Genomic DNA, 24,912 nt, shown 5'->3' with positions numbered 1-24,912 from the left:
CGGCGCGCCGCCCGCAGACCTGGCGTGGGGAAGCCGAGTCGGGCTGTACGGGGCGGCGGCCGTGGCCGGGGGCCGGGGGCGGTGGGGTCAGACGGCCTCCATCGCGTGGTCGGGCAGCTGGCGGGCGAGCTCATCGCTCAGCCGGCGCACCTCGGCGACGCCGGAGAACTCGCGGGCCGCGGTGTCCACCGTCTTGCGCAGCCGGGTGTTGACCCGCTCGGAGCGGACCTGTTTGGCGAACGGGATCGCCTGCTGCGCCATCGCGGCACAGGCCTCCGGCTCCTTCTGCAGCAGATGGACGGTGGCCATTCCGATCAGATTGAGGGCATAGGAGCGCTGGTGCTCGGGGTCCTTGCCGAACAGCTCGACGGCGCGCTGCATGACGGGCTCGGCGAGCGAGGCGTAGGTGGGGCTGCGGCCCGCGACATAGGCGAGGTCGCGGTAGGAGTGGGCGTTCTCGGCGTTCAGCTCGGCCTCGGAGAAGAAGCGGATCCAGTCCGGCTCGGGGTCGCCCGGCATGACGTCGGAGAAGGTGTCCTCGGCCATCCGGACGGCCCGCTTGACCTTGCTGGGCTGGCCCATTCCGGCGTAGGCGCGGGCCTCCATCGCATACAACATCGCCTGGGTGCGGGCGGTGGCCGTCTCGCGGCTGCCGTACTGGGCGAGGTGGATCAGCTCCAGCGCATCCTCGGACCTGCCGAGATGGATCATCTGGCGGCTCATGCTGGAGAGGATGTACGAGCCCAGGGGGCGGTCGCCGGCCTCCTTGGAGGCGTGCAGGGCAAGGACGAAGTACTTCTGTGCCGTGGGCTGGAGCCCGATGTCGTAGCTCATCCAGCCGGCCAGCTCGGCGAGTTCGGCGGCGACCTTGAACAGCCGCTTGGAGATCTCCTCGGGGTGCGGCTCCTGGAGCAGGTCGGTGACCTCGTGGAGCTGGCCGACGACCGCCTTGCGCCGCAGGCCGCCGCCGCACTGGGCGTCCCACTGGCGGAACATCGCGGTCGTGGACTCCAGGAGTTCGAGCTCGGGCCGGGAGAGCCGGGCGGGCCGCCGGGAGCGCTCCGGTGCCGGTTCCGCACCGCCCTGGCCGGCGGGCACCGGCACCAGCCAGCGCTGCATCGGCTCGATCAGGCTGGGTCCGGCCGCCAGCGCCAGCGAGGTGCCCAGGAAGCCGCGGCGGGCCAGCATCAGGTCGCTGCGGGAGAACTCGCTGATGAGGTTGACCGTCTGGGGGCCGGCCCAGGGCAGGTCGACGCCGGAGGTGGACGGGGACTGGTGTGCGGTGCGCAGGCCCAGTTCCTCGATGCCGACGACGCAGCCGAACCGCTCGGAGAACAGTTCGGACAGGATCCGCGGGATGGGTTCGCGCGGCTGCTCGCCGTCGAGCCAGCGGCGCACCCGGGAGGTGTCGGTGCTGATGTGGTGGGCGCCCATGTTGCGCGCCCGGCGGTTGACCTGTCGCGCCAGCTCGCCCTTGGACCAGCCACTGCGCATGAACCACGAACCCAGTTGTGCGTTGGGTCGCTTGGCGGCGTCGGTGCCGCCCGTGCCGCCGTTGCCGGCCACTCGGAAGCCCCCATCCCGATCGTTGCTCGGTAGTTGCTCGGTGCTTGGTGCGAACCGCGCACAGGACGCCGCCCGTTGCGGCTCCTGTCCTCGGTACATCTACCCGATCACGTATTCCGGCCACACCTTCTGGCCTGTGCCCGACCGGTGCGTTGCCACCGGCATACCCGTGCGAATGATGCCTCTCCGGGGTTCGCGCACCGAAAGTAATCCTACGATCACGCCCGTCGCGAGGGCGATTGCTGAAACGCCACCATTCGCCACCCCTTCGAATGAACTGCCCGGCAGGCTCTCACGATTGACTTGACAGAGGTCGGAACGGACCGGGCGGAGCGGAGCGCATGAGGGTGTGTGCCGCGCGCCGCACCACCCGGCGCACCACGACACGCCGCGCCGGGCACCGGCACCGCCGATCGCCGACGGTGCGGCGCGGTGCGGGAGTTGGGGGTCCGCCGGGCGGTTCACCGGCTCGTAACCACAGGCAGGCAGCACCCGTTGGAGGGGGCATGGGCTTCACGATCGGCGGCATCCGGGAGATTCGGTCCGGCGCGCGGCGCCGCGCCCGCTCGTCCGAGATCACGGCGGTGGCGGAGTACACCGGGCTGTGGGGCTGGGATGTCGTCCCCGGTGCCCGCGCGGCCCGCTCCGGCAGCGGCCGCACCGACTGCTCGTGCGGTGCCGCCGACTGCCCCTCCCCCGGTGCGCATCCGCTGGACTTCGGCAAGGAGCTGGCGGCCGGGGCGACGCTGGAGGAGGCCACGGCGGCCTGGGCGCAGACTCCCGGTGCGGCCGTGCTCCTCCCGGTGGGCCGGTCGTTCGACATCCTCGACGTCCCGGAGGCGGCGGGCCGTGGCGCGCTGGCCCGGCTGCAGCGGATGGGGCTGCCGCTGGGCCCGGTGGCCGCCACCCCGACCGGCCGCGCGCTGTTCTTCGTCGCCCCCGGAGCGGCCGCCGATCTGCCGGGCCTGCTCTACCGGACGGGCTGGGACGACGCCGATCTCGATCTGCGCCCGCTGGGCGAGGGCGACCACATCACCGCGCCCCCGTCCGACCTCGGCGGCCACGGCCCGATGCGCTGGCTGCGCCCGCCGGCCCTGGAGACGGCGGACCGTCCGCCGCAGGCGCGGCTGGTGGTGGGCACCCTGGCGTATCTCTGCGCCCGGGTGTGCGTCTGACCCTCCGTGCCGCCGGTCCGCGACGGCCGGCGCCGCCCCCGGCCTCGTTACGGTGTGCCGACGGGCTCCGCTGCCCCGGCGCGTCCGAGGAGCGTGTGGAGGACGGCGTCGGCGTGGGTCCACAGCACCGCGCCCCCGATTCCGGGAACGAGGTGCCGGACGGCCCCCGGGATGCGCCGGGTCAGTCCGGCTCCCCGGTCCGGTGAGTGGCCGCCGTCCTCCTCGCCGTACCACAGGTCCACCGGGATCCGGATCGAGGCGAGATCGATGTCCCACCGGCCCATGGCCAGCACGGTGTCCCGGGCGTAGCCCTGCGGTCCCGGGGCGAAGGCCTCCTCCAGCGCCTGGCGGTAGGCGGCGGCGAACCCGGGCTCCTGATAGACCGCGAGGTCACAGTCGGGGCTGCCGGACCTCACCATGTCCCACATGGCGTCCGGCGTGAATCCGGCGAAGATCCGCTCGGCGGCATCCGGGTCGGACGCCGCGAGGTCCACCAGCCGCCGCAGCTCATCCGGCAGCACCGCGGCGAACCGCGGGTCGGCGATCTCGTCGGCCCCGGAGACCACCGCCAGTGCGCCGATCACACGGTGTGCGGCGCAGGCGAGGGCGAACGGCGCCCCCTGCGAATTGCCCACCATGGCGGGCCGGCCGAGGTCCCGCCGGGCGGCGAAGTCCCTGATGTCATGGGCGAAGTCGGCAAAGGTCCGCCCCGGCGCGGGCGAGGAGGCACCCAGGCCGGGCCGATCCAGGCTGATCAGCCGGATTCCCCGTCCCGCTACGGCCTCGGGGCCGAATCCCAGGCGCCGGCTGGTGGCCGCCCCCGGGGAGAGCAGCACCGGCGTACCGTCCGCCGGGCCCCACTCCGCCCAGCCCAGCAGCCGCCCGTCGGGGAGTTGTTCCGCGCCGGTGCGAGCCGGGGCGGCGATGTGCGTCGTCATGATCCCAGCGTGACGACTGTGGCGGGCGCGCTCCAGGGAATTATGCGCGCGGGGCGACAGCCGGCTCAGGAGCTGCCGGTCCGGCATCCCGGGACAGACGTCGGCCCCCGGTGCCCGCTGTGGTGCGGGTCCGGGGGCCGATGACAGCCAGGCGCGTGGCCTGGAGACGGCGTCAGCCGATCAGCGCGTCGACGAAGGCCTCGGGCTCGAACGGCGCGAGGTCGTCCGCGCCCTCGCCCAGGCCCACCAGCTTGACCGGTACGCCCAGTTCGCGCTGGACGGCGACGATGATGCCACCCTTGGCGGTGCCGTCCAGCTTGGTCAGCACCACGCCGGTGATGTCCACGACCTCGGCGAACACCCGGGCCTGGACCAGGCCGTTCTGGCCGGTGGTGGCGTCCAGGACGAGGAGCACCTCGCCGACCGGGCCGTGCTTCTCGACGACCCGCTTGACCTTGCCGAGCTCGTCCATCAGGCCGGTCTTGGTGTGCAGCCGGCCGGCGGTGTCGATCAGGACGACGTCGGCGGCCTCGGCGATGCCTTCCTTCACCGCGTCGAAGGCGATGGAGGCGGGGTCGCCGCCCTCGGGTCCGCGGACCGTACGGGCGCCGACCCGCTCGCCCCAGGTCTGGAGCTGGTCGGCGGCGGCGGCGCGGAAGGTGTCGGCGGCGCCGAGGACCACGGACTTGCCGTCGGCCACCAGGACGCGGGCGAGCTTGCCGGTGGTGGTGGTCTTGCCGGTGCCGTTGACGCCGACGACCATCACGACGCCGGGGATCTCGTCGCCGTTGGTGCCGATGCCGTTGTGGGTGTGCACGGAGCGGTCGGCGTCGGTGCCGATGAGGGCGAGCAGTTCCTCGCGCAGCAGGGCGCGCAGGTCCTCGGGGGTGCGGGTGCCGAGGACCTTGACGCGCTCGCGCAGGCGGTCGACGAGTTCCTGGGTGGGGGTGACGCCGACGTCGGCGGTCAGCAGGGTGTCCTCGATCTCCTCCCAGGTCTCCTCGTCGAGGTGTTCGCGGGAGAGCAGCGTCAGCAGGCCCTTGCCCAGGGTGTTCTGGGAGCGGGAGAGCCGGGCGCGCAGCCGGACCAGGCGGCCGGCGGTCGGTTCGGGGACCTCGATGGCCGGTGCCGGGGGCGCGGCGGGCGCCTCGGGTTCGGCGACGGCTGCCGGGGCCCCGGCCTCGGGCAGTCCGACTTCTTCGATGGTGCGACGTTCTTCGTCGCTCGGGGCTTCGGCCTCCTCGCCGACGTGCGGCTCGGCGGGAGGTGCGGTGACGGAGGGAGTGGCGGGCGCGGAAGGGGCGGCCGGCGGGGACGGCGGCAGCTGCTTCTTCTTGCGGCCGCTGACGACTAGCCCGCTGATCGCGCCGAGCACGACCACGGCGATGACTACAGCAAGGATGACGGTTTCCATAACCCCTCCAGTATCAGCCACGCCCCGCCGGCGGGGACGGCACGCGCCGAACCCGGATGCGCGGCCTCCGGATTCTGTGTCCGGGCGTACGGCACCGGGCCGCGCCCCAGAATCTGGATTTCCGACATCCCGAATTGATTCTGGACGTGTAGCATCCGGATTCACTCCCCGGGACCCGCCCGCGGAGCACCGGAAGGGGAATCTGGATGTTTGACATCCTGGTTTTGGGCGGCGGCTTCGCCGGACTGTGGAGCGCCGCCGCGGCGACCCGCCTGCTGCGCACCCATGCGGACCTGCACCCCGAGGCCGCCGGTACAACGGTCGCGCTGCTCACCCCGCTCCCCGACCTGACCCTGCGCCCGCGCCTCTACCAGGCCGACCCGGCGGGCTTCCGGGTCCCGCTCGACCGGGTGCTGGGACCGGTCGGCGTGCGCCGGATCGCGGCCACCGCGACCGCGGTCGACACCGGGCGGCGCCGGGTCACGGCGGTCGCGGCCGACGGCTCCCGTACGGAAGTGGGCTACCGGCGGCTGGTGCTGGCCACCGGGAGCGCCGTCGTCCGGCCCGAGCTCCCCGGCGCCCCGCTGCTGCACGACATCGACACCCTGGCCGCCGCCGTGAGGCTGGAGGACCATCTGCGGGCGCTGCCCCAGGCGCCGGACGGGCCGGGCCGCTGGAGCGCGGTGGTCGTCGGCGCCGGGTTCACCGGGCTGGAGCTCGCCACCGAGCTGGTCGGCCGGCTGCGCGCCAAGGCTGCCCCCTGCGGCGCCGAGGGCCAGGTGCGGGTGATCCTCGTGGAGCGCGCCGCCGCCGTCGGGGAGGGGCTGGGCGAGGCGGCCCGCCCGGTGATCATCCGGGCGCTGGACGAGCTGGGCGTCGAGCGGCGCCTCGGCGTCACGGTCACCGGCCTCGACGAGCACGCGGTGCACCTCTCGGACGGCAGCGCGCTGCCCGCCCGTACGGCCGTGTGGACCGCCGGGATGCGGGCGAGCGCGCTGACGGAGCGGATACCCGCACCGCGGGACGGCCTGGGGCGCCTCGCCGTCGACGCCCGGCTGCGAGTTTCCGGCGTCGAGGGCAGCATCTATGCAGCCGGGGACACGGCGGCGGCCATGGCGGAGGACGGCCACCCGGTGCCGCAGAGCTGCCAGCATGCGACGCCGCTCGGCAAGGTGGCGGGCCACAACGCGGCCGCCGATCTGCTCGGCCTGCCGCCGGTCGGCTTCGCGCCCGACCCGTACTCCACCTGTCTCGATCTCGGCGCGGCCGGCGCGGTGGCCACGGCCGGCTTCGGGCGCACGCTGCGCCGCGGACCGGACGGCTTCGCGAAGGAGCTGAAGCGCGCCATCAACGAGACATGGATCTCTCCGCCGGTCGACGACCCCGAAGAGCTGCTGCGTCGGGCCGACCACCGGGTGAGCCAGCGGCAGTCCGCTCCGCATCCCGCCTGACCTGCCGTCTTCTGCCTGGTCAGCGGCGTGGGCACGGATTCTCCGACGAGCGCGTGTGACGCTCGCCCTTGTCGGAGGATCCAACGGTATGTACGAGTAGAAGTTAGTCCAAAGTACGATGGTGGACGGCCGCGCAACGCGCGTAGAGTCCTGGCAGCTTCCGGCCAGGCACCACAGCCGCTGCCTGCACCTCCTTCCCGGGGGTGCCTCCAGATCCCCCGCACGGAGACACCTGCACCAATGGGCACCAGCACCGCGTCCACCACTCCCGAAACCGAAGGCGCCGTCGAGACACGAGGCATCGAGCCCGTCCCCGACAACGAGCGCCAGGGCCGCGTCCGCGAGCTCTTCCCCACCTGGGTCGCCGCCAACATCAGCGTGTTGTTGCTCACCATGGGCGCCTCCCTGGTGGTCAACAACGGGCTGAACTTCTGGCAGGTCCTGCTGGTCGCCGGCATCGCCGCCACCATCGCCTTCGGCATGGTCGGCGTGCTGTCGGTCTCCGGTAAGTGGGGCGGCGCGCCGGGCGCGATGCTCTCCCGGGCCGCCTTCGGCGTCCGCGGAAACTACTTCCCCGGCGCGATCCTGTGGGTCGCCCGCTTCGGCTGGGAGACGATCAACGCCGTCACCGGCGCCTACGCCGTCCTGACGGTGCTGAACCTGCTGTTCGGCATCAAGAGCAACAACGTCCTGGTGGTCGTCACCCTGCTCGCCTTCGTGGCCGTTACGTACCTGGTCAGCGGCCTGGGCCGCAAGGCGCTCAACATCTGCAACAAGTACTCGACGTACCTGTTCGGCCTGTTCAGCATCATGGTGCTGGTCTATCTGATCGTCACGATGGACTGGAGCGCGATCTTCGCGAAGAAGGCGGGCACCACCGCCATGGTGATCGCGGGCGTCGGCACCATCGCGGCCGGCGGCATCAGCTGGGTCCCCACCGGTCCCGACTTCGCGCGTTACTTGCCGCACTCCGCGTCCGGCAAGAAGATCGTCGGCACGACGGTCTCCGGCGCGGCCCTGGTGCTGCTCCCGATGGTCCTGATGGGCGGCGTGATGGCCGTCTCCAGCCCGAAGCTGGCCGGCCAGAACACCGACCCGATGTCGTTCCTCGGCACCATCCTGCCGACCTGGCTCGCGATTCCGTACCTGATCACCGCGCTGGTCGGCATGGTGCTGATCAACAGCCTGTCGATGTACTCCGCGGGCTTCACCGCCCAGACCATGGGCGTCAAGCTGCCGCGTGCCCTGGCGGTCAGCATCAACGCCGTCATCAGCCTGGTCGGCGGTCTGTTCATGATGCTGGTGGCCAAGGACTTCATCGGCCAGTTCATCGCCTTCCTCACGCTGCTCGCGGTGTCCTTCTCCGCATGGATCGGCGTGTACGGCGTCGACATGGCGCGGCGCCGCAAGAGGGCTGTGCGCTACGACGCGGACGGCCTGATGGACACCGGCCGCACCAGCCGCTACTGGTACGTCGGCGGCTTCTGCTGGCAGGCCATGACCGCCTGGGCCGTCGCGCTGGCCTCGGGCCTGTGCTTCACCAAGGTCCAGTGGTTCACCGGCCCGCTCGCCACCACCTGGATCGGCGAGAACGGCCTGGGCTGGGCCGCCACGATCGCGATCTCCGCGCTGGTCTTCGCGGTGCTGCCCGCGGCCAGGGAGAACGCCCCGGCGGACGCGCCCGAGCAGGCGGCCGACGAGGTGCCGGCGCAGGCCGGCTGACCTCCGGCGGGCCGGTCCCGCACCCTGGCGGTCTGACGCAACGTCAGCTAGCGTCCCCTTCGCCCACTGCCGGCGAAGGGGACGTCGTCATGTCTGCTCGGCCCAGCACGGTCCTGCGCATCAACCTCGTGGACCCCTCGCCCACCCCCGAGGCACTCGCCGCCCGCTACCGCGCCGCCGTCGAGATGGCCGCCTTCGCCGACGACCGCGGCCTGACCATGGTCCAGACCGAGGAGCACCACGCCACCGCCAACGGCTGGATGCCCTCCCCGCTCACCTTCGCGGGCGCCGTCTTCGGCGCCACGCGCCGTATAGGTGTCACCGTCTCCGCCCTGATCACGCCGCTGCACGACCCGCTGCGGCTGGCCGAGGACATCGCCGCGCTGGACCTGCTCAGCGGCGGCCGCCTGATGACCGTCGCCGGGCTGGGCTACCGGGAGGAGGAGTACGCGGCGCACGGCAAGGACTGGGCGGGCCGCGGCGCGCTCCAGGACGAGGTGCTGCAGACCCTGCTCGCCGCCTGGACCGGCGAACCGTTCGGCTATCGGGGCTGCACGGTCCGGGTCACCCCGCGTCCGTACACCCAGCCGCATCCCCTGCTGCTGATCGGCGGCAGCTCCCGCGCCGCGGCCCGGCGCGCCGCCCGTCTGGGGCTGCCGTTCTTCCCCAGCGCCCGCCTCCCGGAACTGGCGGCCTATTACGAGGAGCGGCGCGCCGCGTACGGCACCGAGGGCTGGGTCCTGCAGCCGCCCGAGCGGACCGCGCTGCTGCATCTCTCCGAGGACCCGGACCGGGCCTGGGCCGAGTACGGATCCCATCTGCTGCACGAGGCGCAGACGTACGCTTCCTGGCAGCCGGCCGGTATCCGCTCCGCGGTGCGCTCCGCCGCCACGGACGCCGGGACGCTGCGCAAGGAGGGCGTCTACCGGATCGTCACGCCGGAGGAATGCGTCGAGCTGGCCCAAGAGGCGGGACCGCAGGGCTCGTTGATACTGCATCCGCTGTGCGGCGGGATGCCCGTCGACGAGGGCTGGCGTTCGCTGCATCTCTTCGCGGAGCGGGTGCTGCCCCGCCTCGAGGCTGGTGCGGCGGCCCGTACAGCCGGTTGACCTGCGGCGATGGTGGCGCCGGGCGGCGTTGTCAGTGGCGGATGTCACTATCTGTCACATGAACTTCTTCGACGGACCGACCGCCGGTTCCCCGCCGCCCGAAGCATCCGCAAACGCCATCGCGCTCGCCGCCTACGAGCCCTGCGACGACGAGGACTTCGCGCCCGCCGACTGGTTCGTGCCGGCCCAGGTGCGGCAGGTCGAGGAGGTCGGCGCCGGGCCCGACGTCCGCATCATGCTGACCGGTTGGGAGGTCTGGCCGGGTTCGGTGACGGTACGACTCGGGGTCTTCCGGCGGCGGATCCGGCCGCAGGGCGAAGCGGAGGACGACGACCCTTCGCGCCCCGGCGGGCTGCGCGTCGGCGTGCAGCTGGCCGACGGGCGCAAGGCCACCACGCTCGACGCCGAGGAGTGGACCGCGGCCGGACCGGCCCGCCCCACCCTCAGGCTGACCGGCGGTGAGGGCGGCGCCTTCCACTATCAACTGCAGCTGCATCTCTCCCAGTTGCCGCCCGAGGGGACCACGCAGCTGGTGGTCGCCTGGCCGGACGAGCGGGTGCCCGAGACCCGCACGGCCATCGACGAAGCAGCGCTGCGGGCGGCGGCCGGTGAGGTCCTGGAGATCTGGCCGGACGCCGGTCCGCCCGCCCCGCCCCCGGACGGCGAAGGGGAGCAGAACTTCCTCTTCGCGAGCTTCGGGCCGCACGAGATCATGGCGCAGCCTCCGGAGCCGGAGCAGTCGGGCCCGGATCTTCCCGACCCGTCGCGCGCGGACTGGGAGGACATGACCTACGACGGCTGGAAGGACGTGGAGCTGGTCCGGGCCCGCCTGGCGAACGGCGCCGACCCCCGCCGTATCGGGCCCGACAGCGCCGAGGCACCGCTGCATCTGGCCGCCGCCCAGAGCCCTCCTGAGCTCGTCGCCGAACTCCTCGCGCGGGGCGCCGAGGTGGATGCCCGCGACGACGACGGCTGCACCCCGCTGTGGCACGCCGTCTGCCGCGGCGCGCAGGGGAACGCCGGGCTGCTGCTGGAGGCGGGGGCGGATGCCTGGAGTCCGCAGCTCGGCGGCCGTTCGCCGGGCCGGCTGGCCCTGACGACGGCCATGGCGCCGCTCTTCGCCGGACTGCCGGGCGCCGTGCCGCTGACGGCCGAGGAGCGGGCCGCCCAGCAGGAGGCCGATGAGCGGACGGCCGTGTTCGCGGGGGTGCACACCGAAGGCGTCTCGATCGCCTTCGTCCCCGGCATCGACGAGGACGAGGCCGTCCGGCGCCTGGGCGGCGCCCCGTGTACCTGCCCGTCCGACGAGGACGACGAGGACGACGACGATCCGGACGACCTCCTGTACGGACTCGATCCCTGGGAGTTCGACGACCCGGAGCGCCATGTCGGGGTGACGGGAGTGCCCGGTGGATGTGTGCTGGTCCAGCCCGCGTCGTACGAGCTGAGCACCGGCTCCGTCCTCGATGCCCTCTCGCCGGGCACCGCCGCCTACGGCCTGTACTTCAACCCCAAGGGCGGCACCTTCGGCACGCTCTCCCGCGACGGCCACACCGAGCTCAGGGAGGAGATCGGCCGGCCGGTCCATGGTGACGGCTCACCCGAGGACTACTGGCTCTACCGGTTCTGGAACTGGGACGTGCCGGACGGAATGTGGAGCGCCGGCATGATCGCGTACGCCTCCGCGCAGGCGGGACTGCGGGTCGCGGACGCCGGACCGATGGACGGCCCGCCGGGGCGCTGGGTGGAGATACCCGAGGGCAGCCCGCTCCTGGACTAGTCCGGCCTCGCACCCCGGAAAAGGTGCTGCCCCGGCTCGGGTGAGCCGGGGCAGCAGCCAACAAGTGAGGAGAAGGACTGGCGGGGGGGGTTAGCCCATCTCCTCCAACGCCTTGCCCTTGGTCTCCTTGACGTACTTGAGCACGAAGGGGATCGAGAGCAGAGCGAAGACCATGTAGATCACGTAGGTACCCGAGAGGTTCCAGTCGGACAGGCTCGGGAAGCTGGCGGTGATGGCCCAGTTGGCGATCCACTGCGCGGAGGCGGCAACGCCCAGCGCGGCGGCGCGGATCTTGTTCGGGAACATCTCGCCGAGGAAGACCCAGACCACGACACCCCAGGAGAGGGCGAAGAAGAGGACGAAGGCGTGCGCGGCGATCAGGGCGATGGTGCCCTCGGTGGTGGGCAGCGTGCCGGCCGCGGTCTTGGCGGAGAAGGCCCAGGCCTCCAGGCCGAGCGCGACGGCCATACCGGCCGAACCGATCAGTGCCAGCGGGCGGCGGCCGATCCGGTCGACGAAGATCATCGCGATCACGGTGCCGATGATGTTGATGATCGAGGTGGTGAAGCTGTAGAAGAACGAGCTGCTCGGGTCGATGCCGACGGACTGCCACAGCGTCGAGGAGTAGTAGAAGGCGACGTTGATGCCGACCAGCTGCTGGAAGACCGAGAGGCCGATGCCGACCCAGACGATCGGCAGGAAGCCCATCTTGCCGAGCAGGTCCTTGAAGGTCGACTTGTGCTCGCGACGCATCGCGTCCTGGATCTCGGTGACCCGGGTGTCGAGGTCGACGGTGTGGCCCTCGACCTCGGAGAGCACCTCCTTGGCGCGGTCGACCTTGCCGACGGAGATCAGGTAGCGCGGCGACTCGGGGATCGCGAAGGAGAGCAGACCGTAGAGGACGGCCGGCACGACCATCACGCCGAGCATCCACTGCCAGGCCTCCAGGCCGGCGATGACGCCGCGCTGGTTGCCGTCGGCGAGGTTGAGGATGCCCCAGTTGACGAGCTGGGAGATGGCGATGCCGATGACGATCGCGGCCTGCTGGAAGGAGCCGAGCCGGCCGCGGTAGGCGGACGGCGAGACCTCGGCGATGTAGGCCGGGCCGATGACCGAGGCCATACCGATCGCGAAACCGCCGATGATCCGCCAGAAGGCCAGGTCCCAGAGGGCGAACGGCACGGCGGAGCCGACGGCGCTGACGGTGAACAGCACCGAGGCGATCTGCATCACGCGGATGCGGCCGATGCGGTCGGCGATCCGGCCCGCGGTCGCGGCGCCGATGGCGCAGCCGATCAGGGCGATGGCGATCACCTGGGCGAGGCCGGCCGAGCCGACGTCGTAACGGCTGCGGATCGCCTCGACGGCACCGTTGATCACGGAGCTGTCATAGCCGAAGAGGAAGCCGCCCATCGCGGCAGCCGCGGTGATGAAGATGACATGGCCGAGGTGGTCCGGGTGGGCCTTGCGGCCTTCCGGGACCGTCGGCTGCGCGGTGCTGGTCAACGTGAACTCCAGTGGCCCGGCTGCGCTGCCGGGCGTCGGGGGCTGGCCCTTCCAGTGGCGCATAGGTTGGGGACACCCACCACTTGAAGGTAAAAGCAACGTTGCAGAGACTATGCCTTCAAGTTTCGAAGTCAATAGGCCGTGACGAATTCGTTTCCTCGTCGGATTCCCAAGGCTCTCGACACCCTTCGTTCAAGTTATGAAGAGAGAGCGACGCGAAGCCGACCGACGATCATCGCAACCGCTGGCTGATGACCTTCGAGACGCCGTCGCCCTGCATCGACACGCCGTAGAGCGCGTCCGCGACCTCCATCGTCCGCTTCTGGTGAGTGATCACGATCAGCTGGGAACTCTCCTGGAGCTCCTCCATGATCCGGATCAGCCGCTGCAGATTGGTGTCGTCCAGCGCCGCCTCGACCTCGTCCATCACATAGAACGGACTGGGCCGTGCCTTGAAGATCGACACCAGCAGCGCCACCGCGGTCAGCGACCGCTCGCCGCCCGACAGCAGCGAGAGCCGCTTGACCTTCTTGCCCGGCGGCCGCGCCTCCACATCCACCCCGGTGGCCAGCATGTCGTCCGGGTCGGTCAGCACCAGCCGCCCCTCACCGCCCGGGAACAGGCGCGCGAAGACCCCCTCGAACTCCCTCGCCGTGTCATGGAAGGCCTCGGTGAAGACCTGCTCCACCCGCTCGTCGACCTCCTTGATCACCCGCAGCAGGTCGGCCCGGGTCTTCTTCAGGTCTTCCAGCTGCTCGCTGAGGAACTGATGACGCTCCTCCAGCGCCGCGAACTCCTCCAGTGCCAGCGGGTTCACCTTCCCGAGCTGCTGATACGCCCGCTCGGCGGCCCTGAGCCGCTTCTCCTGCCCGGCCCGCGCATAGGGCACGGGCTGGTTCCGCGGATGATCCGGGTCCTCGGGCAGCTCCTCGCCCTGCGCCGGCGGCGACGGCGGTACGAGCTGATCGGGGCCGTACTCGGAGATCAGGGCGGCCGGCTCCACTCCCAGCTCCTCCAGCGACCGGGTCTCCAGCTGCTCGATCCGCAGCCGCTTCTCCGCGCCCAGCACCTCGCCGCGGTGCACCGAATCGGTCAGCTTGTCCAGCTCGGACTTGAGCTCCCGGGCCTGTTCCCGCTCGGCCACCAGCGCCGTCTCCCGCTCGGCCTTGGCCCGCTCGGCGGCGGCGCGTTCCTCCTCGGCCCGTACGACCGACACCTCCACATGCGCCAGCAGCTGCCGCGCGCCGGAGGCGACAGCCGAGGCCACCGCCGCCTCGTGGCGCAGCCGGGCGCGCCGCTGCTCGGCCCGCGCCCGCGCCTGCCGCTCGGCGCGCGCCCCCCGGTCCAGCGCATCCGCCCGCCCGGCCAGCGCCTTCACCCGCTCCTCATGGGTACGGGCCTGGAGGCGGGCCTCCATCTCCGTCTGGCGGGCGTTGGCGCCGTCGGCGGCGAGCCGGTCCCGTACGGAAGTGTCGGGCTCCTCGTCCCCCGCGGCCGGGTCCTCCTCGGCCACCGCCAGCCGCGCGGCCAGCTCCTCGGCCTCCTCGGTGGCGCGCAGCAACGCGTCCTCCGCCTTCGCTGCCGCGGCGGCGGACCGCTCCGCCTCGCCCGCGGCCCCCCGCGCCTGTCCGCCGAGCCGTCCGAGGTCCCCCGCGACCTTCGATTTCTCCCGGTCCGCGGCGCGCCGCCGCTCGCCCAGCTCCTCGACCAGCGCGGCACACCCGTCGCGCCGTTCCTTCGCCGCCCGCTGTGCCGCCGCCAGCTCCTCGCAGCGCGTCTCCAGGCCTTCCAGCTCCGCCGCCGCCTCGTCGACCGACGCCTGCACCTCCAGCAGACTCGGCGCCCCGGCCGACCCGCCCTGCGCGAAGTGCGCCCCCAGCAGATCCCCCTCCCCGGTCACCGCCATCAGCTCGGGCCGCGCCGCCACCAGCTCCTCGGCGTCCTCCAGCGTCCCGACCACCACCACATTCCGCAGCAGCCGTGCCACCGCCGCCCTCAACTCCGCCGGTCCGCGCACCAGTTGATCGGCCCGTACGGGTTCGGAACGGGGCGCGGGCACACGGGGAACGACGGGGGCGGGGACAGGGGCGGCGATGTCTCCGGCGGCCGGTACGGGCTCACCGGCCGCCGGAGCGGGACCCGGCACCCGGCCCGCCACCGCCTCGGCCGCCCCGTTGGCCCCACTGGCACCACTGGCACCATTCACCTCACTGGCCCCACCCGCCGCGGTATACGCGGCCTCCGCCGCGCCCGCCCCCTCGACGCGGCCCAGCACCATCGCCGCGCGCCCCGCGTCCTGCTTGCGCAGCATCCGGATGGCCTCGGCGGCGGTGGCGGTATCGGTGACGGCAACGGCGTCCGCGGCCGCGCCGAGGGCCGCCGCCACCGGGATCTCAAAGCCGGGGGTGACGGTCAGCAGCTCCGCCGCCGGGCCGAGAAGGCCGGTCAGACGGTCGGCGGCGGCCAGCAGCGCCCCCGTGCCGTCCTTGCGGCGCAGGCCGAGGGCCAGCGCGTCGTGGCGGGCGGAGGTCGCAGCGCGCGCCCGTTCGGCGGCGGTCAGCGCCTCGCGGGCGGCGGTCAGCCCGCTCTCCGCCGCGGCCAGCTCCCGGCGGGCCGCCTCGTACTGTTCGCCAAGCTCCTCGTCGTCCGCGTCCAGCCCGTCGACCTCGGCCCTGAGCCGCTCGTACGCCTCCTGGGCCGCGGCCGCCCGCTCCTGGGCGCCGTCCCGCGCCTCGGCGAGCCGGCCGATCTCCGCCCGCGCCGAGGCCGCCCGGCCGCGGGCCGCGGTGACCTGTCCGCTGAGCCGGGCGAGCCCTTCGCGCCGGTCGGCGATGGCCCGGGCGGCGTCCCGCAGCCGGCGTTCCTCGTCCGCCAACTGCCGCTCCAGCTCGGCGCGGTGTTCGACGGTGTCCTCCAGCGCCCGGCTCGCCGCCTCCAGCGCGGCCGTCAACTCCGCCTCCTGCTCGCGGATCCGGGCCGCCTCGCGCTCCATGTCGTCCGGGTCGCGCCCCTGGCGCTCGTCCGGCGGGGCCTGCGCGGCGCTCTTGACCCGCGCCTCGGCCAGCGACACCGTGCCGCGTACCCGCTCCGCCAGCTGGGACAGCTCGTACCAGGTCTGCTGGGCGCGCTGCACCCGCGGCGCCAGCGCCCGCACCTCCGCCTCCAGCACCGCCTCGCGCTGCAGCGCGGTGCGCAGCCGGGTCTCGGCGGCCTCCTTGCGTTCCTTGAGCGCGGCCTCGTCCTCGATCTCGGCGCGCAGCGCACGGCGCAGCGTGACGAGATCATCGGCGAGCAGCCTCAGCCGGGCGTCGCGCAGATCCGCCTGGATGACGGCGGCCCGCCGGGCGACCGCGGCCTGCCGCCCCAGAGGTTTGAGCTGGCGGCGCAGCTCATCGGTCAGGTCCTGGACGCGGGCGAGGTTGGCCTTCATCGCATCCAGCTTCCGCAGCGCCTTTTCCTTGCGTTTACGGTGCTTGAGGACGCCCGCCGCCTCTTCGATGAAACCCCTTCGGCCCATCGGGTCGGCGTGCAGTACGGAGTCGAGCTGGCCCTGTCCGACGATGACGTGCATCTCGCGCCCGATGCCGGAGTCGGAAAGCAGCTCCTGGATATCGAGCAGCCGGCAGGTGTCGCCGTTGATCTGATACTCGCTGCCGCCGTTGCGGAACATGATCCGGGTAATGGTGACTTCAGCGTATTCGATGGGCAGCGCACCGTCGGAATTGTCGATGGTGAGCGAGACCTCGGCCCGGCCGAGCGGTGGGCGGCCGGTCGTCCCGGCGAAGATCACGTCCTCCATCTTGCCGCCGCGCAGCGACTTGGCGCCCTGCTCGCCCATAACCCAGGACAACGCGTCCACGACATTCGATTTGCCGGAACCGTTGGGTCCCACGACGCAGGTGATACCGGGCTCGAAGCGGAGCGTCGTGGCGGAGGCGAACGACTTGAAGCCTCGCAGGGTCAGACTCTTCAGGTGCACGCCGTTGGACTCTACCGGCCGTCTCCGGGCGGGCGGCCCCAACATTCCGCCGCCGCCCTTTCGCAGGGTGTACCGGGCCCGGGTATCGCCCCGCGGATGCTTTTGAGCGTGCCTTCGGCCGTGCGGCGGCGTTCCTTTTCGGTTTCACCAGGGAAAGTGCCGGGCACATCATGGCGTAAGGAAGACGCCGCGGTGCGGAAGGGGCCGCAGAGGCGGGACGGATACGGCGACCGGACGGACTCGGCAAAAGGCCGGGGAAACGACGAAGGGACGCCGAAGCGTCCCTTGCAGATCTTGAAGGAGCGGCGGTGCCTCAAGCGGCTGGCGAGCAGCCCGACCGGCCCTGATGTTGTGGGTCAGGTGAGCGCGGGCTCCGCCTGGGGTACGTCGATGTCGAGCATCGAGTCGTCGTGACGTGCGGCAGCGGACAGCATGTCGTTTTCGGCCTGCATCCGAATAAGTTCGGATTCAAGGTCCTGGACGCGCTGCTGAAGCCGTCGCATCTCGGAGAGGACTCGGGGGTCGGAGCCGCCGACGTAACCGAGAAGCGCCTTTGCCATGATGGATGGTCCTCCACACTGAGTGACCGACCGAAGCGGTGTGGGTCGTGAGGGATTCGCACCCGCGGTGCTTGTCATTCCTGGTGTCTTCAATGCCAAACAGCTAAGGTGCGCGGGGATTCCAGAGTCTCACCAAAAGGTTTGAGGGTCAACACGATCACACCCCGTATCCTCGGGTGCCCGAGAGTGCGCGGCCGTCTCGGCTCTGCGCAAGCTCTCCAGAAAGGTCCCGCGGGGTGTGGAGATCATCCGTACAGCGGCAGCCTTGCACGGGTCGGCCGAGTTGGCAACCACCAGGCGTTATCTCCTGCGCGCAGCTGACAAAGGCATAGCCCAAAGATCATTTTTGTCGGCCGTACGGTGAGCGCCGCCGCCCCGCTCAGCGGATTTCGAAGCCGTCGTATCCGCCGCGGGGCGTGTCCCATATCTCAGTGACACCGTCGACCCGGCCGGGCGTGTCACCGGTCCGCAGCCAGTCCAGCAGTTGGTCACAGCGGTCCTTCGGCCCCTCTGCCACCACCTGGACGCGGCCGTCGCCGAGATTGCTCGCGAATCCTGCGAGTTCACCGATACGCAGGGCGTTCGCGCGGGTGAACCAGCGGAATCCGACCCCTTGGACACGACCCCGCACCCACGCGGTCACCCGGACGTCTTCGTTCATGTGTGCACGTTAACCGGCCAATTGCCCGTTGAGCACCTCGGCCCGGCACGCCATGCCGTACAGTCCCCCGACATCGGAACTCACCCTTTCGGGTGAGTCGACTTGACGTCGAGGACGGAAGGAAGACCGCGGATGGGCCGCCATCGACGCTCTGCTCCCCCCGCGCCGGAACCCCTACGTACCCGGTCTGCTGACGCACCGGCAGGCGCGCCGGCGGGCACCGCCCGGCACGCCGGTCACCGCGCCGCGCGCGGCCGCCGGACGGCGCCGGTGCGCACCGGGCTGCTCGGCGCCTCGGCCGCGGTGGCCATGGGGGCCGTCGCGGTCGCTTCCGGACTGATCCCGGGCGGCGGCCAGTTCGAGGTGAGCGGCGGCGAGCGCGGCGAGCGGGTACGTGCCGATTCGCTGCCGGAGGCCGACCTGCCGGGCGGCAGTTCCGTGCGCCCGACGGACCGCGCCACGGCCCCGGCCAGCCGCGGCGCCGAACGGCCCACCGCCCCGCGGACCCGCCCCCGGCCGCCGGCCGGGGAGACCCCCGCCCCGTCCTCCTCGGCGTCCCCGTCGGCCTCGCCCGCCCCGCACCGTACGGCCAAATCCCCGGCCGGAAAGACCGGTTCCTCGCACGGCCCCGCGAAGACCTCCGATCCGGCCTCCGCCCCGGCCTCCGAGACCTCCGCGGCCCCGTCGCAGAGCGCGGACCCCGAGTCGTCCGCCGAGGCCGAGGTGCTCTCCCTCGTCAACCAGGAGCGCGCCCAGGCCGGCTGCGCACCGGTGACCGCCGGCAGGCAACTCGCCGGACTGGCCCGGAGCTTCAGCGACGACATGGCCGAGCGCGGCTTCTTCGACCACACCGACCCGGACGGCGACACGCCCTGGGACCGCGCCCGTGAACAGGGCATCGACAACCTCGGCGGCGAGAACATCGCCCGCGGCCAGGCCAATGCCCAGTCCGTGATGGACTCCTGGATGGACAGCCCCGGCCACCGCGCCAACATCCTCAACTGCGAGTACAAGACGCTGGGCGTCGGAGCGCACTTCGGGCCGGGCGGGCCGTGGTGGACGCAGGACTTCGGGTTCTGAAGTTTCCGCAGGTGGGGTGCCAGGCGCCGGTCAGGATTCCCGGGCGGGCGGCCCCGGACGGTCCCGCAGGGCCCGCTTGCGTTCCTCGCGGCGCACGCCGGCGAAGAAGGTCGCACCGCCGAACTCCGCGCTGACCACCGCCGCGATCGCGGCCATCAGCTCCGGCGCGCCGCCCTTGGGAGGGACCTGCACGAACTCGGTCACGGTCACGGTGGGGGTGGGCGTCGAAGCCGGATGCGGGGTGTCGGCGGGCGGGTGCGTGACGCCGGGACTCCCGGGGAACGTTCCGGCGCCACCCCCGCCGACGGTCTCATGGGGAATCGTGATGGTGGTGCCCGAGTACAGCCCCGCCTCTCGCGCTTTCAGATAACGGAAGACGACGGCGACGAGCAGCAGCACCGACACCCCCATCAGGGCAGCCTCGACCCAGACCAGACGCGACCGCCGCACGCCGCCGCGCCGTTCGCCGTCCCGCCACGACGAGCCGCCCGGCTTGTGGTCGCTCACTCCCCCAGGCTGCGCCACCGGCACGGCGCAGGCGAGCCAGGCATGGCATCCGGGGCCGTCGCGTCAGCCCGCCGGCACGGGCCGCGGCGGCCGCTGGCACCGCGGGCAGAAGTAGCTGGAGCGGTTCATCCAGGGGCGGCGGCGGATGGGGGTGCCGCAGCGGCGGCAGGGTTCGTCCTCGCGGCCGTAGGCGTCCAGGGAGCGGTCGAAGTAGCCGGACTCGCCGTTCACGTTGACGTAGAGGCTGTCGAAGCTGGTGCCGCCGACGGCGAGCGCGGCGTTCATCACGTCCCGTACGTGGCCGAGCAGCTCGGCGGTGCGGGGGCGGGTGAAGGTGGCGGTCGGCCGGTCGAAGTGGAGCTTGCTGCGCCACAGCGCCTCGTCGGCGTAGATGTTGCCGACGCCGCTGATCAGCGACTGGTCGAGCAGGGCCCGCTTGATGGTGGTCCGGCGGCGGCGCAGCGCGGTGTGGAAGGCGGCGTCGTCGAAGGCGGGGTCGAGCGGGTCCCGGGCGATATGGGCGATGACGTCGGGGAGGTGGTCGGCGTCGCCGGGGACGGTGTCGTGCAGGGAGAGGCCGCCGAAGGTGCGCTGGTCGACGAAGCGGAGTTCGGTGTCCAGGTCGTCGGCGAAGCGGATGCGGATGCGCAGGTGCTTCTCGTCGGGGGCGTCCTGGGGCTGGACCAGCAGCTGGCCGCTCATGCCGAGGTGGGCGAGGACCGCCAGGCCGTGGGTGACGGAGGGGGTGACGCGGGGGCCGATGCCTTCGGCGGCGGTCTGTGCGGCCGGGCCGCCGCCGGTCACCGGGAGCCAGAGGTATTTGCCGCGGCGGCGTGCCGTACCCAGGCGCAGGCCTTCGAGGCGGGCCGCGAAGTCGGCCGCGCCGGCCGTGTGGCGGCGGATCGCGCGCGGGTGGCGGACCTCGACGGCGTCAATGGTGCGGCCGCTGACCCAGCGCTCCAGTCCTCGGCGTACGACCTCCACCTCGGGCAGTTCGGGCACGGGAGACGCTCCTCGCGATCGGTCCTGGTCCTGGTCCTGGGAAAGACCTCTGACCCCGTCGGGGGCGGCGCGCGGCCGTCCCGGACGGGGTCAGAAGGGGTGATTCAGTGCGCCGGCGACGTGGTGTCGCCGGAAGCCGGAGCCGAGTCGTCGCCCGGCGACGCAGTGTCGCCGGAAGCCGACTCCTTGGCCTTGGCCGCCTCGTCCGCCGCGGCGCGAATCGATCGCCACGCGGACTCGGCCGCCTGCTGCTCGGCTTCCTTCTTGCTGCGGCCGGTGCCGGTGCCGTACGAGACACCACCGACGCGGGCGGCAGCAGTGAAGGTCTTCTCGTGGTCCGGGCCGGTCTCGGTGACCAGGTATTCCGGCACGCCGAGACCTTCGGTCGCGGTGAGCTCCTGGAGGCTGGTCTTCCAGTCCAGGCCCGCGCCCAGGCTGGAGGACTTCTCGATGAGCGGGTCGAAGAGCCGGTGCACCAGCTCGCCGGCCGCGTCGAGGCCCTGGTCGAGATAGACCGCGCCGATCACCGCTTCGAGGGTGTCGGCGAGGATGGAGGCCTTGTCCCGGCCGCCCGTGCCCTCTTCGCCCCGGCCGAGGCGGATGAAGGCACCGAGGTCGAGGCCGCGGCCCACCTCGGCGAGCGCACGCGAGTTGACCACCGCGGCCCGCAGCTTGGCCAGCTGGCCTTCGGGCAGGTCGGGGTGGATGCGGTACAGCGTGTCGGTGACCACCAGGCCGAGCACCGAGTCCCCGAGGAACTCGAGCCGCTCGTTGGTGGGCAGACCGCCGTTCTCGTAGGCGTACGAGCGGTGCGTCAGCGCACGCACCAGAAGGGCGGACTCGAGCTTGTACCCGAGCCGCCCTTCCAGAAGCGTGTGGGACGAGGCCGTGTCTGCCGGAGGTTCATCCCCGCGTTTGCGGGGGGACGGATTGGCGTCTGACATGGAGCCCGTCACCCGCCGCTCAGACCTCGAGGACCTGGCGCTTGTTGTAGGTGCCGCAAGCGGGGCACGCGATGTGCTGCTGCTTCGGCTCGTGGCAGCGCTCGCACGCCACCAGGGTGGGGACCGCAGCCTTCCACTGCGACCGGCGGTGGCGCGTGTTGCTGCGCGACATCTTCCGCTTCGGAACAGCCACGGCTACTTCTCCTGAGGTTCATCCCCGCCGTCGCGGGGGAGGGTGTCCTTCTCGTCGTCGGTCACGACGAGTTCCTGCAGTGCCGCCCAACGTGCGTCGACGGCGTCATGGTGGTGGTCCGGGTCGTCCGCCAGCCGCGCTCCGCAATCGGAGCACAGGCCGGGGCAGTCGTCCTGGCACACCGGCTGCAGCGGCAGTGTGAGCACCACCGCGTCCCGCAGCACGGGTTCGAGGTCGAACAGGTCGTCCTCGACGAAGAACGTGTCTTCCTCGTCCTCGGCGTCGTCGCCGGACTCCGCGGGGCGGCTCCGGTCGTCGGCGTCGGGGTAGGAGAACATCTCCTGGAAGTCCGCATCGAGCTCTCGCTCCAGCGGCTCCAGACACCTTACGCACTCCCCCTTCACGGCTGCACGGGCGGTACCTGTGACAAGCACCCCGTCCATGACCGATTCCAGGCGGAGGTCGAGTTCGATCGGCGCGCCCTCGGGCACTCCGATGACCTCATTGCCGAGGTCACGGGGGGCCTCGACGGTGCGGGAGAGCCGCTTGAGCGTGCCGGGACGACGACCCAGCTCGCGTGTGTCGAACACGAGCGGGGAACGGTGGTCGAGGCGGGCGTTGATGGCTTCCTGCTTTCTGTACTGCGCTGTCAGCCGCCCGGAACCGGATGGGTATGCGGGCAGCAGTGATCGCGAACGTAGACGCGACCGAACAGTCAGGATACTGGACCGTTCCCGATAGGCCCAATCCGCTTCCGGCCGTTACGGCGGCGGTTACCCGCCCGCCTACTGGCGCCGCTGTTCGTACTGCTCCTCGTACTGCCGGATCTGATCCATGTTGATCATGCTGGTGTCGAAGAGGCTGGTTTCGTCCAGCGCCCCGGCCTGGGCATTCGGGTCCTGGGGGGCGTGCGGGGGCTGCGGCGGCACCTGCTGCTGGAGGTAGGCGTTCGGGTCGTAGCCCTGCTGCTGGGACTGCTGCTGCCAGTCGTAGCCGTACGGGTCCTGCTGGTGCTGGGTGTACGCGACCTGCTGGGGCTGCTGATAGCCGTAGGCGTCCTGCTGCTGGTACGCCGCCGGGTCCGCGTAGTAGCCCTGCTGGAACTGTTCCTGGAACTGTTCCTGGGGCTGGAGCGGCTGCTGGGGGTCAGGGAGCTGCTGGTGCTCCTGGGGCTGCGGCGGGGCCTGGGGCGCGGCCTGGGGCGGCTGGGGGTCCTGGCCGGCGCCGATGCCCGCCAGCTCGGCGAGATACTCCGCGTCGGCCTGCGGCTGCGCGGCCCCCGGGTCGCCCGCGGTCGCCATGTGCACGCCGAGCTCATCGATCGCCCGCGCACCCTGGAGCTTGTCGCGGCCGCGGCCGACCGCCTCCAGCGTCTTGGTGAGTACGGCCTGGAAGGCGCCGAACTTGGCGTCCACGTAGGCGTCGGCGCGCTGCTTGAGGGTCTCCGGGTCGGCGCTGCGCTCGGGGGCCTCGGTGTCCTCGTAGCCCTGCTCGTCCAGACCGGGTCCGCGGCCGAGCAGCTTCTCGCGGCCGCGGTCGACGGAGCCGATGGTCTTGGTGAGCACGACCTCGAAGTTGGCGAGCTTGGAATCGACGTAGTCGTCGGCCTCGGCGCGGATCTCCTCGGCCTCGCGGCGGGCCTCCGCCAGGATCCGGTCCGCCTCGTCCTGGGACTGCCGGGCGACCTCGGTGTCGGAGATCAGGGAGCCGCGCTGGGCGTGCGCGGACTCGATGATCCGCTCCGCCTCGGCCCGTGCCTCCTCGACCATCTGCTCCCGCCCGCCGAGCAGCTCCTGCGCCTGGGCGAGGGAGCCGGGCAGGGCCGCCCGCACCTCCTCGAGCAGGGCGAGCAGCTCGGCGCGGTTGACCACGCACGAGGCCGACATGGGCATGGACCGGGCGCCGCCGACGGTCGCGACGATGTCGTCGAGCTTCTTCTGCACGTCCACCTTGGGCTCGCCACTCTCTGAAGGGATGGAACGAGGGAACGGGACGACTGTACGACCACGGGACCCCGGCCCGACACCCGCTGATGCCCCGTCAGGAAAACGCCGGGGCGGTGCGCGCCGGGGCGCCGCCGCGGCAGGTCACCGCTTCTTGCGCAGGCGTTCGGTCAGGGCGTCGAGGACGAACGGCGGCACCAGGTGGGAGACATCGCCGCCCCAGGCCGCGACCTCCTTGACGAGGCTGGAGGAGAGGAAGCTGTAGGTGGGGTTGGTGGGGACGAAGAGGGTCTCCACGCCGGACAGCCCGTTGTTCATCTGGGCCATCTGGAGCTCGTAGTCGAAGTCGCTGACGGCGCGCAGGCCCTTGACGATGGCGGGGATGTCGCGCTGCTTGCAGAAGTCGACGAGCAGGCCGTGGAAGGACTCGACCTCGACATTGCCGTACTCGGCGGTGGCCCGGCGGATGAGATCGATGCGCTCGTCGACGGTGAACAGGCCCTGCTTCGACTGGTTGATCATCACGGCGACATGGACGACGTCGTACAGCTTGGAGGCACGGGCGATGATGTCCAGGTGCCCGTTGGTGATGGGGTCGAACGACCCCGGACAGACGGCGCGGCGCAACTTCGTCTCCTCGCTCTGCGGTCCGGTGTGCTGCGGTCCGGTCATGACACGCTTGTTGACGTCGATTCGGCGGACGTCGAAGCGGCGCGACCGTACCAAAGCGTGGCCTCGCCGTAGCGACGGGCCTTGATCGCTTCGAAACCGTCCGGCCAGGGGAACGTGCCGCTTCTGGTGCTGCGTTCCACGGTGACGAGTGCTTCCTCCGCAAGCCACCCCTGACCACGGAGTGTGAGCAGGATCTCGCGAAGATCGGCGTCGGTGGCGGCGTACGGCGGGTCCAGGAAGACGATGTCGTACGGGTCGCCCGGGGCCGGGGCCGCGGCGGTCTGCTCGGCCTTGCCGGTGCGCAGTTCGGCGCCGGGCAGGCCGATGGCGTGGATGTTCTCGCGGATGGTGCGGGCTGCGCGGGTGTCGGACTCGACGAGCAGAACATGAGCGGCGCCGCGGGAGAGCGCCTCCAGGCCGACGGCGCCGGAGCCGCCGTACAGGTCGAGGACCCGGGCGCCGGTGAGCGGGCCGTCGAGCGACTCCCAGGTGGAGAACAGGCCTTCGCGCGCCCGGTCGGAGGTCGGGCGGGTGCCGTTTCCCGGCGGTACGGCCAGGCGGCGGCCGCCGGCCGTACCGGCGATCACGCGGGTCATGGGCCCGTCCTTACGTGGGTGGGGTGGTGGGTGGTGGGAAGTGCGTGGGGTCAGGTGCGGGGAGCCCGGTGGGCTCCGCTCCCACGATATTCCGTCCCTGCGGGGTGAGCGCCC

At 71.9% G+C, this 24,912-nt stretch carries 21 protein-coding genes; 6 read left to right on the top strand and 15 right to left on the bottom strand.

Annotated elements, in window-relative coordinates:
- Positions 1–87: 87 nt before the first annotated feature.
- Positions 88–1,566, bottom strand: a complete 1,479-nt coding sequence (gene nsdA / locus ADL29_RS03210) for a transcriptional repressor NsdA (RefSeq protein ID WP_053922182.1) — start codon at positions 1,564–1,566, stop codon at positions 88–90.
- 506 nt (positions 1,567–2,072) lie between these two features.
- Between nsdA and ADL29_RS03205 the strand changes: the two genes are divergently transcribed.
- Positions 2,073–2,741, top strand: a complete 669-nt coding sequence (locus tag ADL29_RS03205) for a bifunctional DNA primase/polymerase (protein WP_046925790.1) — start codon at positions 2,073–2,075, stop codon at positions 2,739–2,741.
- A gap of 47 nt (positions 2,742–2,788) precedes the next feature.
- Here ADL29_RS03205 and ADL29_RS03200 read toward each other — a convergent pair whose 3' ends face one another.
- Together ADL29_RS03200 and ftsY are read right to left on the bottom strand one after the other, a co-directional pair.
- Positions 2,789–3,679 carry an alpha/beta fold hydrolase gene (locus ADL29_RS03200; RefSeq protein ID WP_053922181.1) on the bottom strand — a complete coding sequence of 297 codons (891 nt, stop codon included), beginning with the start codon at positions 3,677–3,679 and terminating at the stop codon, positions 2,789–2,791.
- Positions 3,680–3,851: 172 nt separating this feature from the next.
- On the bottom strand, positions 3,852–5,093 hold the full coding sequence (gene ftsY / locus ADL29_RS03195) for a signal recognition particle-docking protein FtsY (protein ID WP_053922180.1): 1,242 nt from the start codon (positions 5,091–5,093) through the stop codon (positions 3,852–3,854).
- 206 nt (positions 5,094–5,299) lie between these two features.
- On the opposite strand from ftsY, the gene ADL29_RS03190 reads away from it, so the two are divergent.
- The 4 genes from ADL29_RS03190 (at position 5,300) to ADL29_RS03175 (ending at position 11,155) form a co-directional block, all read left to right on the top strand.
- Positions 5,300–6,544, top strand: a complete 1,245-nt coding sequence (locus ADL29_RS03190; RefSeq protein WP_078970677.1) for an NAD(P)/FAD-dependent oxidoreductase — start codon at positions 5,300–5,302, stop codon at positions 6,542–6,544.
- Positions 6,545–6,784: 240 nt separating this feature from the next.
- Positions 6,785–8,266 (top strand): purine-cytosine permease family protein, encoded by a 1,482-nt coding sequence (locus tag ADL29_RS03185; RefSeq protein ID WP_053922179.1) that lies wholly within the window; start codon positions 6,785–6,787, stop codon positions 8,264–8,266.
- An 89-nt stretch (positions 8,267–8,355) separates the two neighbouring features.
- Positions 8,356–9,375: an LLM class flavin-dependent oxidoreductase gene (locus ADL29_RS03180; RefSeq protein WP_053922178.1), complete on the top strand. Its 1,020-nt coding sequence runs from the start codon at positions 8,356–8,358 to the stop codon at positions 9,373–9,375.
- Positions 9,376–9,433: 58 nt separating this feature from the next.
- Positions 9,434–11,155: an ankyrin repeat domain-containing protein gene (locus ADL29_RS03175; protein ID WP_053922177.1), complete on the top strand. Its 1,722-nt coding sequence runs from the start codon at positions 9,434–9,436 to the stop codon at positions 11,153–11,155.
- A 90-nt stretch (positions 11,156–11,245) separates the two neighbouring features.
- Here the strand turns inward: ADL29_RS03175 and ADL29_RS03170 are convergent, their stop codons facing one another.
- The 4 genes from ADL29_RS03170 to ADL29_RS03155 form a co-directional block, all read right to left on the bottom strand.
- On the bottom strand, positions 11,246–12,661 hold the full coding sequence (locus ADL29_RS03170) for a sugar porter family MFS transporter (RefSeq protein WP_053922176.1): 1,416 nt from the start codon (positions 12,659–12,661) through the stop codon (positions 11,246–11,248).
- A gap of 232 nt (positions 12,662–12,893) precedes the next feature.
- Positions 12,894–16,640, bottom strand: a complete 3,747-nt coding sequence (locus ADL29_RS03165) for an AAA family ATPase (protein WP_053922175.1) — start codon at positions 16,638–16,640, stop codon at positions 12,894–12,896.
- Positions 16,641–16,996: 356 nt separating this feature from the next.
- A complete protein-coding gene (locus ADL29_RS03160) occupies positions 16,997–17,200 on the bottom strand; it encodes a hypothetical protein (protein WP_046925798.1) in 204 nt (67 codons plus the stop codon).
- A gap of 379 nt (positions 17,201–17,579) precedes the next feature.
- Positions 17,580–17,861 (bottom strand): acylphosphatase, encoded by a 282-nt coding sequence (locus ADL29_RS03155; RefSeq protein WP_046925799.1) that lies wholly within the window; start codon positions 17,859–17,861, stop codon positions 17,580–17,582.
- Positions 17,862–17,993: 132 nt separating this feature from the next.
- Here ADL29_RS03155 and ADL29_RS03150 point away from each other — a divergent pair, with 132 nt between their 5' ends.
- On the top strand, positions 17,994–18,941 hold the full coding sequence (locus tag ADL29_RS03150; protein ID WP_078970676.1) for a CAP domain-containing protein: 948 nt from the start codon (positions 17,994–17,996) through the stop codon (positions 18,939–18,941).
- 30 nt (positions 18,942–18,971) lie between these two features.
- Here ADL29_RS03150 and ADL29_RS03145 read toward each other — a convergent pair whose 3' ends face one another.
- From ADL29_RS03145 to rsmD, 8 genes are all read right to left on the bottom strand, one after another.
- Positions 18,972–19,448, bottom strand: coding sequence for a hypothetical protein (locus ADL29_RS03145; protein ID WP_053922173.1), 477 nt, complete (start codon positions 19,446–19,448; stop codon positions 18,972–18,974).
- Between the two features lie 63 nt (positions 19,449–19,511).
- Positions 19,512–20,450 carry a bifunctional DNA-formamidopyrimidine glycosylase/DNA-(apurinic or apyrimidinic site) lyase gene (gene mutM, locus ADL29_RS03140; protein WP_053922172.1) on the bottom strand — a complete coding sequence of 313 codons (939 nt, stop codon included), beginning with the start codon at positions 20,448–20,450 and terminating at the stop codon, positions 19,512–19,514.
- Between the two features lie 104 nt (positions 20,451–20,554).
- Entirely contained in the window at positions 20,555–21,394 is an 840-nt protein-coding gene (gene rnc, locus ADL29_RS03135; protein WP_053922257.1) for a ribonuclease III, read from the bottom strand.
- A 19-nt stretch (positions 21,395–21,413) separates the two neighbouring features.
- Entirely contained in the window at positions 21,414–21,587 is a 174-nt protein-coding gene (gene rpmF / locus ADL29_RS03130) for a 50S ribosomal protein L32 (RefSeq protein WP_028802425.1), read from the bottom strand.
- Between the two features lie 2 nt (positions 21,588–21,589).
- Positions 21,590–22,210 carry a YceD family protein gene (locus ADL29_RS03125; RefSeq protein WP_107094869.1) on the bottom strand — a complete coding sequence of 207 codons (621 nt, stop codon included), beginning with the start codon at positions 22,208–22,210 and terminating at the stop codon, positions 21,590–21,592.
- A gap of 162 nt (positions 22,211–22,372) precedes the next feature.
- Positions 22,373–23,536, bottom strand: coding sequence for a F0F1 ATP synthase subunit B (locus tag ADL29_RS03120; protein WP_053922171.1), 1,164 nt, complete (start codon positions 23,534–23,536; stop codon positions 22,373–22,375).
- Between the two features lie 138 nt (positions 23,537–23,674).
- A complete protein-coding gene (gene coaD / locus ADL29_RS03115; RefSeq protein ID WP_053922170.1) occupies positions 23,675–24,202 on the bottom strand; it encodes a pantetheine-phosphate adenylyltransferase in 528 nt (175 codons plus the stop codon).
- Complete coding sequence (rsmD, locus tag ADL29_RS03110; RefSeq protein ID WP_046925808.1) at positions 24,199–24,798, bottom strand: 16S rRNA (guanine(966)-N(2))-methyltransferase RsmD; 600 nt, start codon at positions 24,796–24,798, stop codon at positions 24,199–24,201. The genes coaD and rsmD overlap by 4 nt, the downstream gene beginning before the upstream one ends.
- Between the last annotated feature and the right edge of the window lie 114 nt (positions 24,799–24,912).

The organism is Streptomyces chattanoogensis (assembly GCF_001294335.1).
Taxonomy (GTDB): Bacteria; Actinomycetota; Actinomycetes; order Streptomycetales; family Streptomycetaceae; genus Streptomyces; species Streptomyces chattanoogensis.
Note: the sequence above shows the minus strand (reverse complement) of the source record. Positions and strands in the feature narration are given on the sequence as shown.

Excerpts from the sequence above, each read along its gene's own strand:
- ADL29_RS03185 (WP_053922179.1), top strand. The coding sequence starts at position 6,785 with ATGGGCACCAGCACCGCGTCCACCACTCCCGAAACCGAAGGCGCCGTC.
- coaD (WP_053922170.1), bottom strand. The coding sequence starts at position 24,202 with ATGACCGGACCGCAGCACACCGGACCGCAGAGCGAGGAGACGAAGTTG.
- ADL29_RS03160 (WP_046925798.1), bottom strand. The coding sequence starts at position 17,200 with ATGGCAAAGGCGCTTCTCGGTTACGTCGGCGGCTCCGACCCCCGAGTC.
- ADL29_RS03175 (WP_053922177.1), top strand. The coding sequence starts at position 9,434 with ATGAACTTCTTCGACGGACCGACCGCCGGTTCCCCGCCGCCCGAAGCA.
- ADL29_RS03155 (WP_046925799.1), bottom strand. The coding sequence starts at position 17,861 with ATGAACGAAGACGTCCGGGTGACCGCGTGGGTGCGGGGTCGTGTCCAA.
- ADL29_RS03190 (WP_078970677.1), top strand. The coding sequence starts at position 5,300 with ATGTTTGACATCCTGGTTTTGGGCGGCGGCTTCGCCGGACTGTGGAGC.
- rsmD (WP_046925808.1), bottom strand. The coding sequence starts at position 24,798 with ATGACCCGCGTGATCGCCGGTACGGCCGGCGGCCGCCGCCTGGCCGTA.
- ADL29_RS03200 (WP_053922181.1), bottom strand. The coding sequence starts at position 3,679 with ATGACGACGCACATCGCCGCCCCGGCTCGCACCGGCGCGGAACAACTC.
- rnc (WP_053922257.1), bottom strand. The coding sequence starts at position 21,394 with ATGTCAGACGCCAATCCGTCCCCCCGCAAACGCGGGGATGAACCTCCG.
- ADL29_RS03150 (WP_078970676.1), top strand. The coding sequence starts at position 17,994 with ATGGGCCGCCATCGACGCTCTGCTCCCCCCGCGCCGGAACCCCTACGT.
- ADL29_RS03205 (WP_046925790.1), top strand. The coding sequence starts at position 2,073 with ATGGGCTTCACGATCGGCGGCATCCGGGAGATTCGGTCCGGCGCGCGG.
- ftsY (WP_053922180.1), bottom strand. The coding sequence starts at position 5,093 with ATGGAAACCGTCATCCTTGCTGTAGTCATCGCCGTGGTCGTGCTCGGC.
- ADL29_RS03180 (WP_053922178.1), top strand. The coding sequence starts at position 8,356 with ATGTCTGCTCGGCCCAGCACGGTCCTGCGCATCAACCTCGTGGACCCC.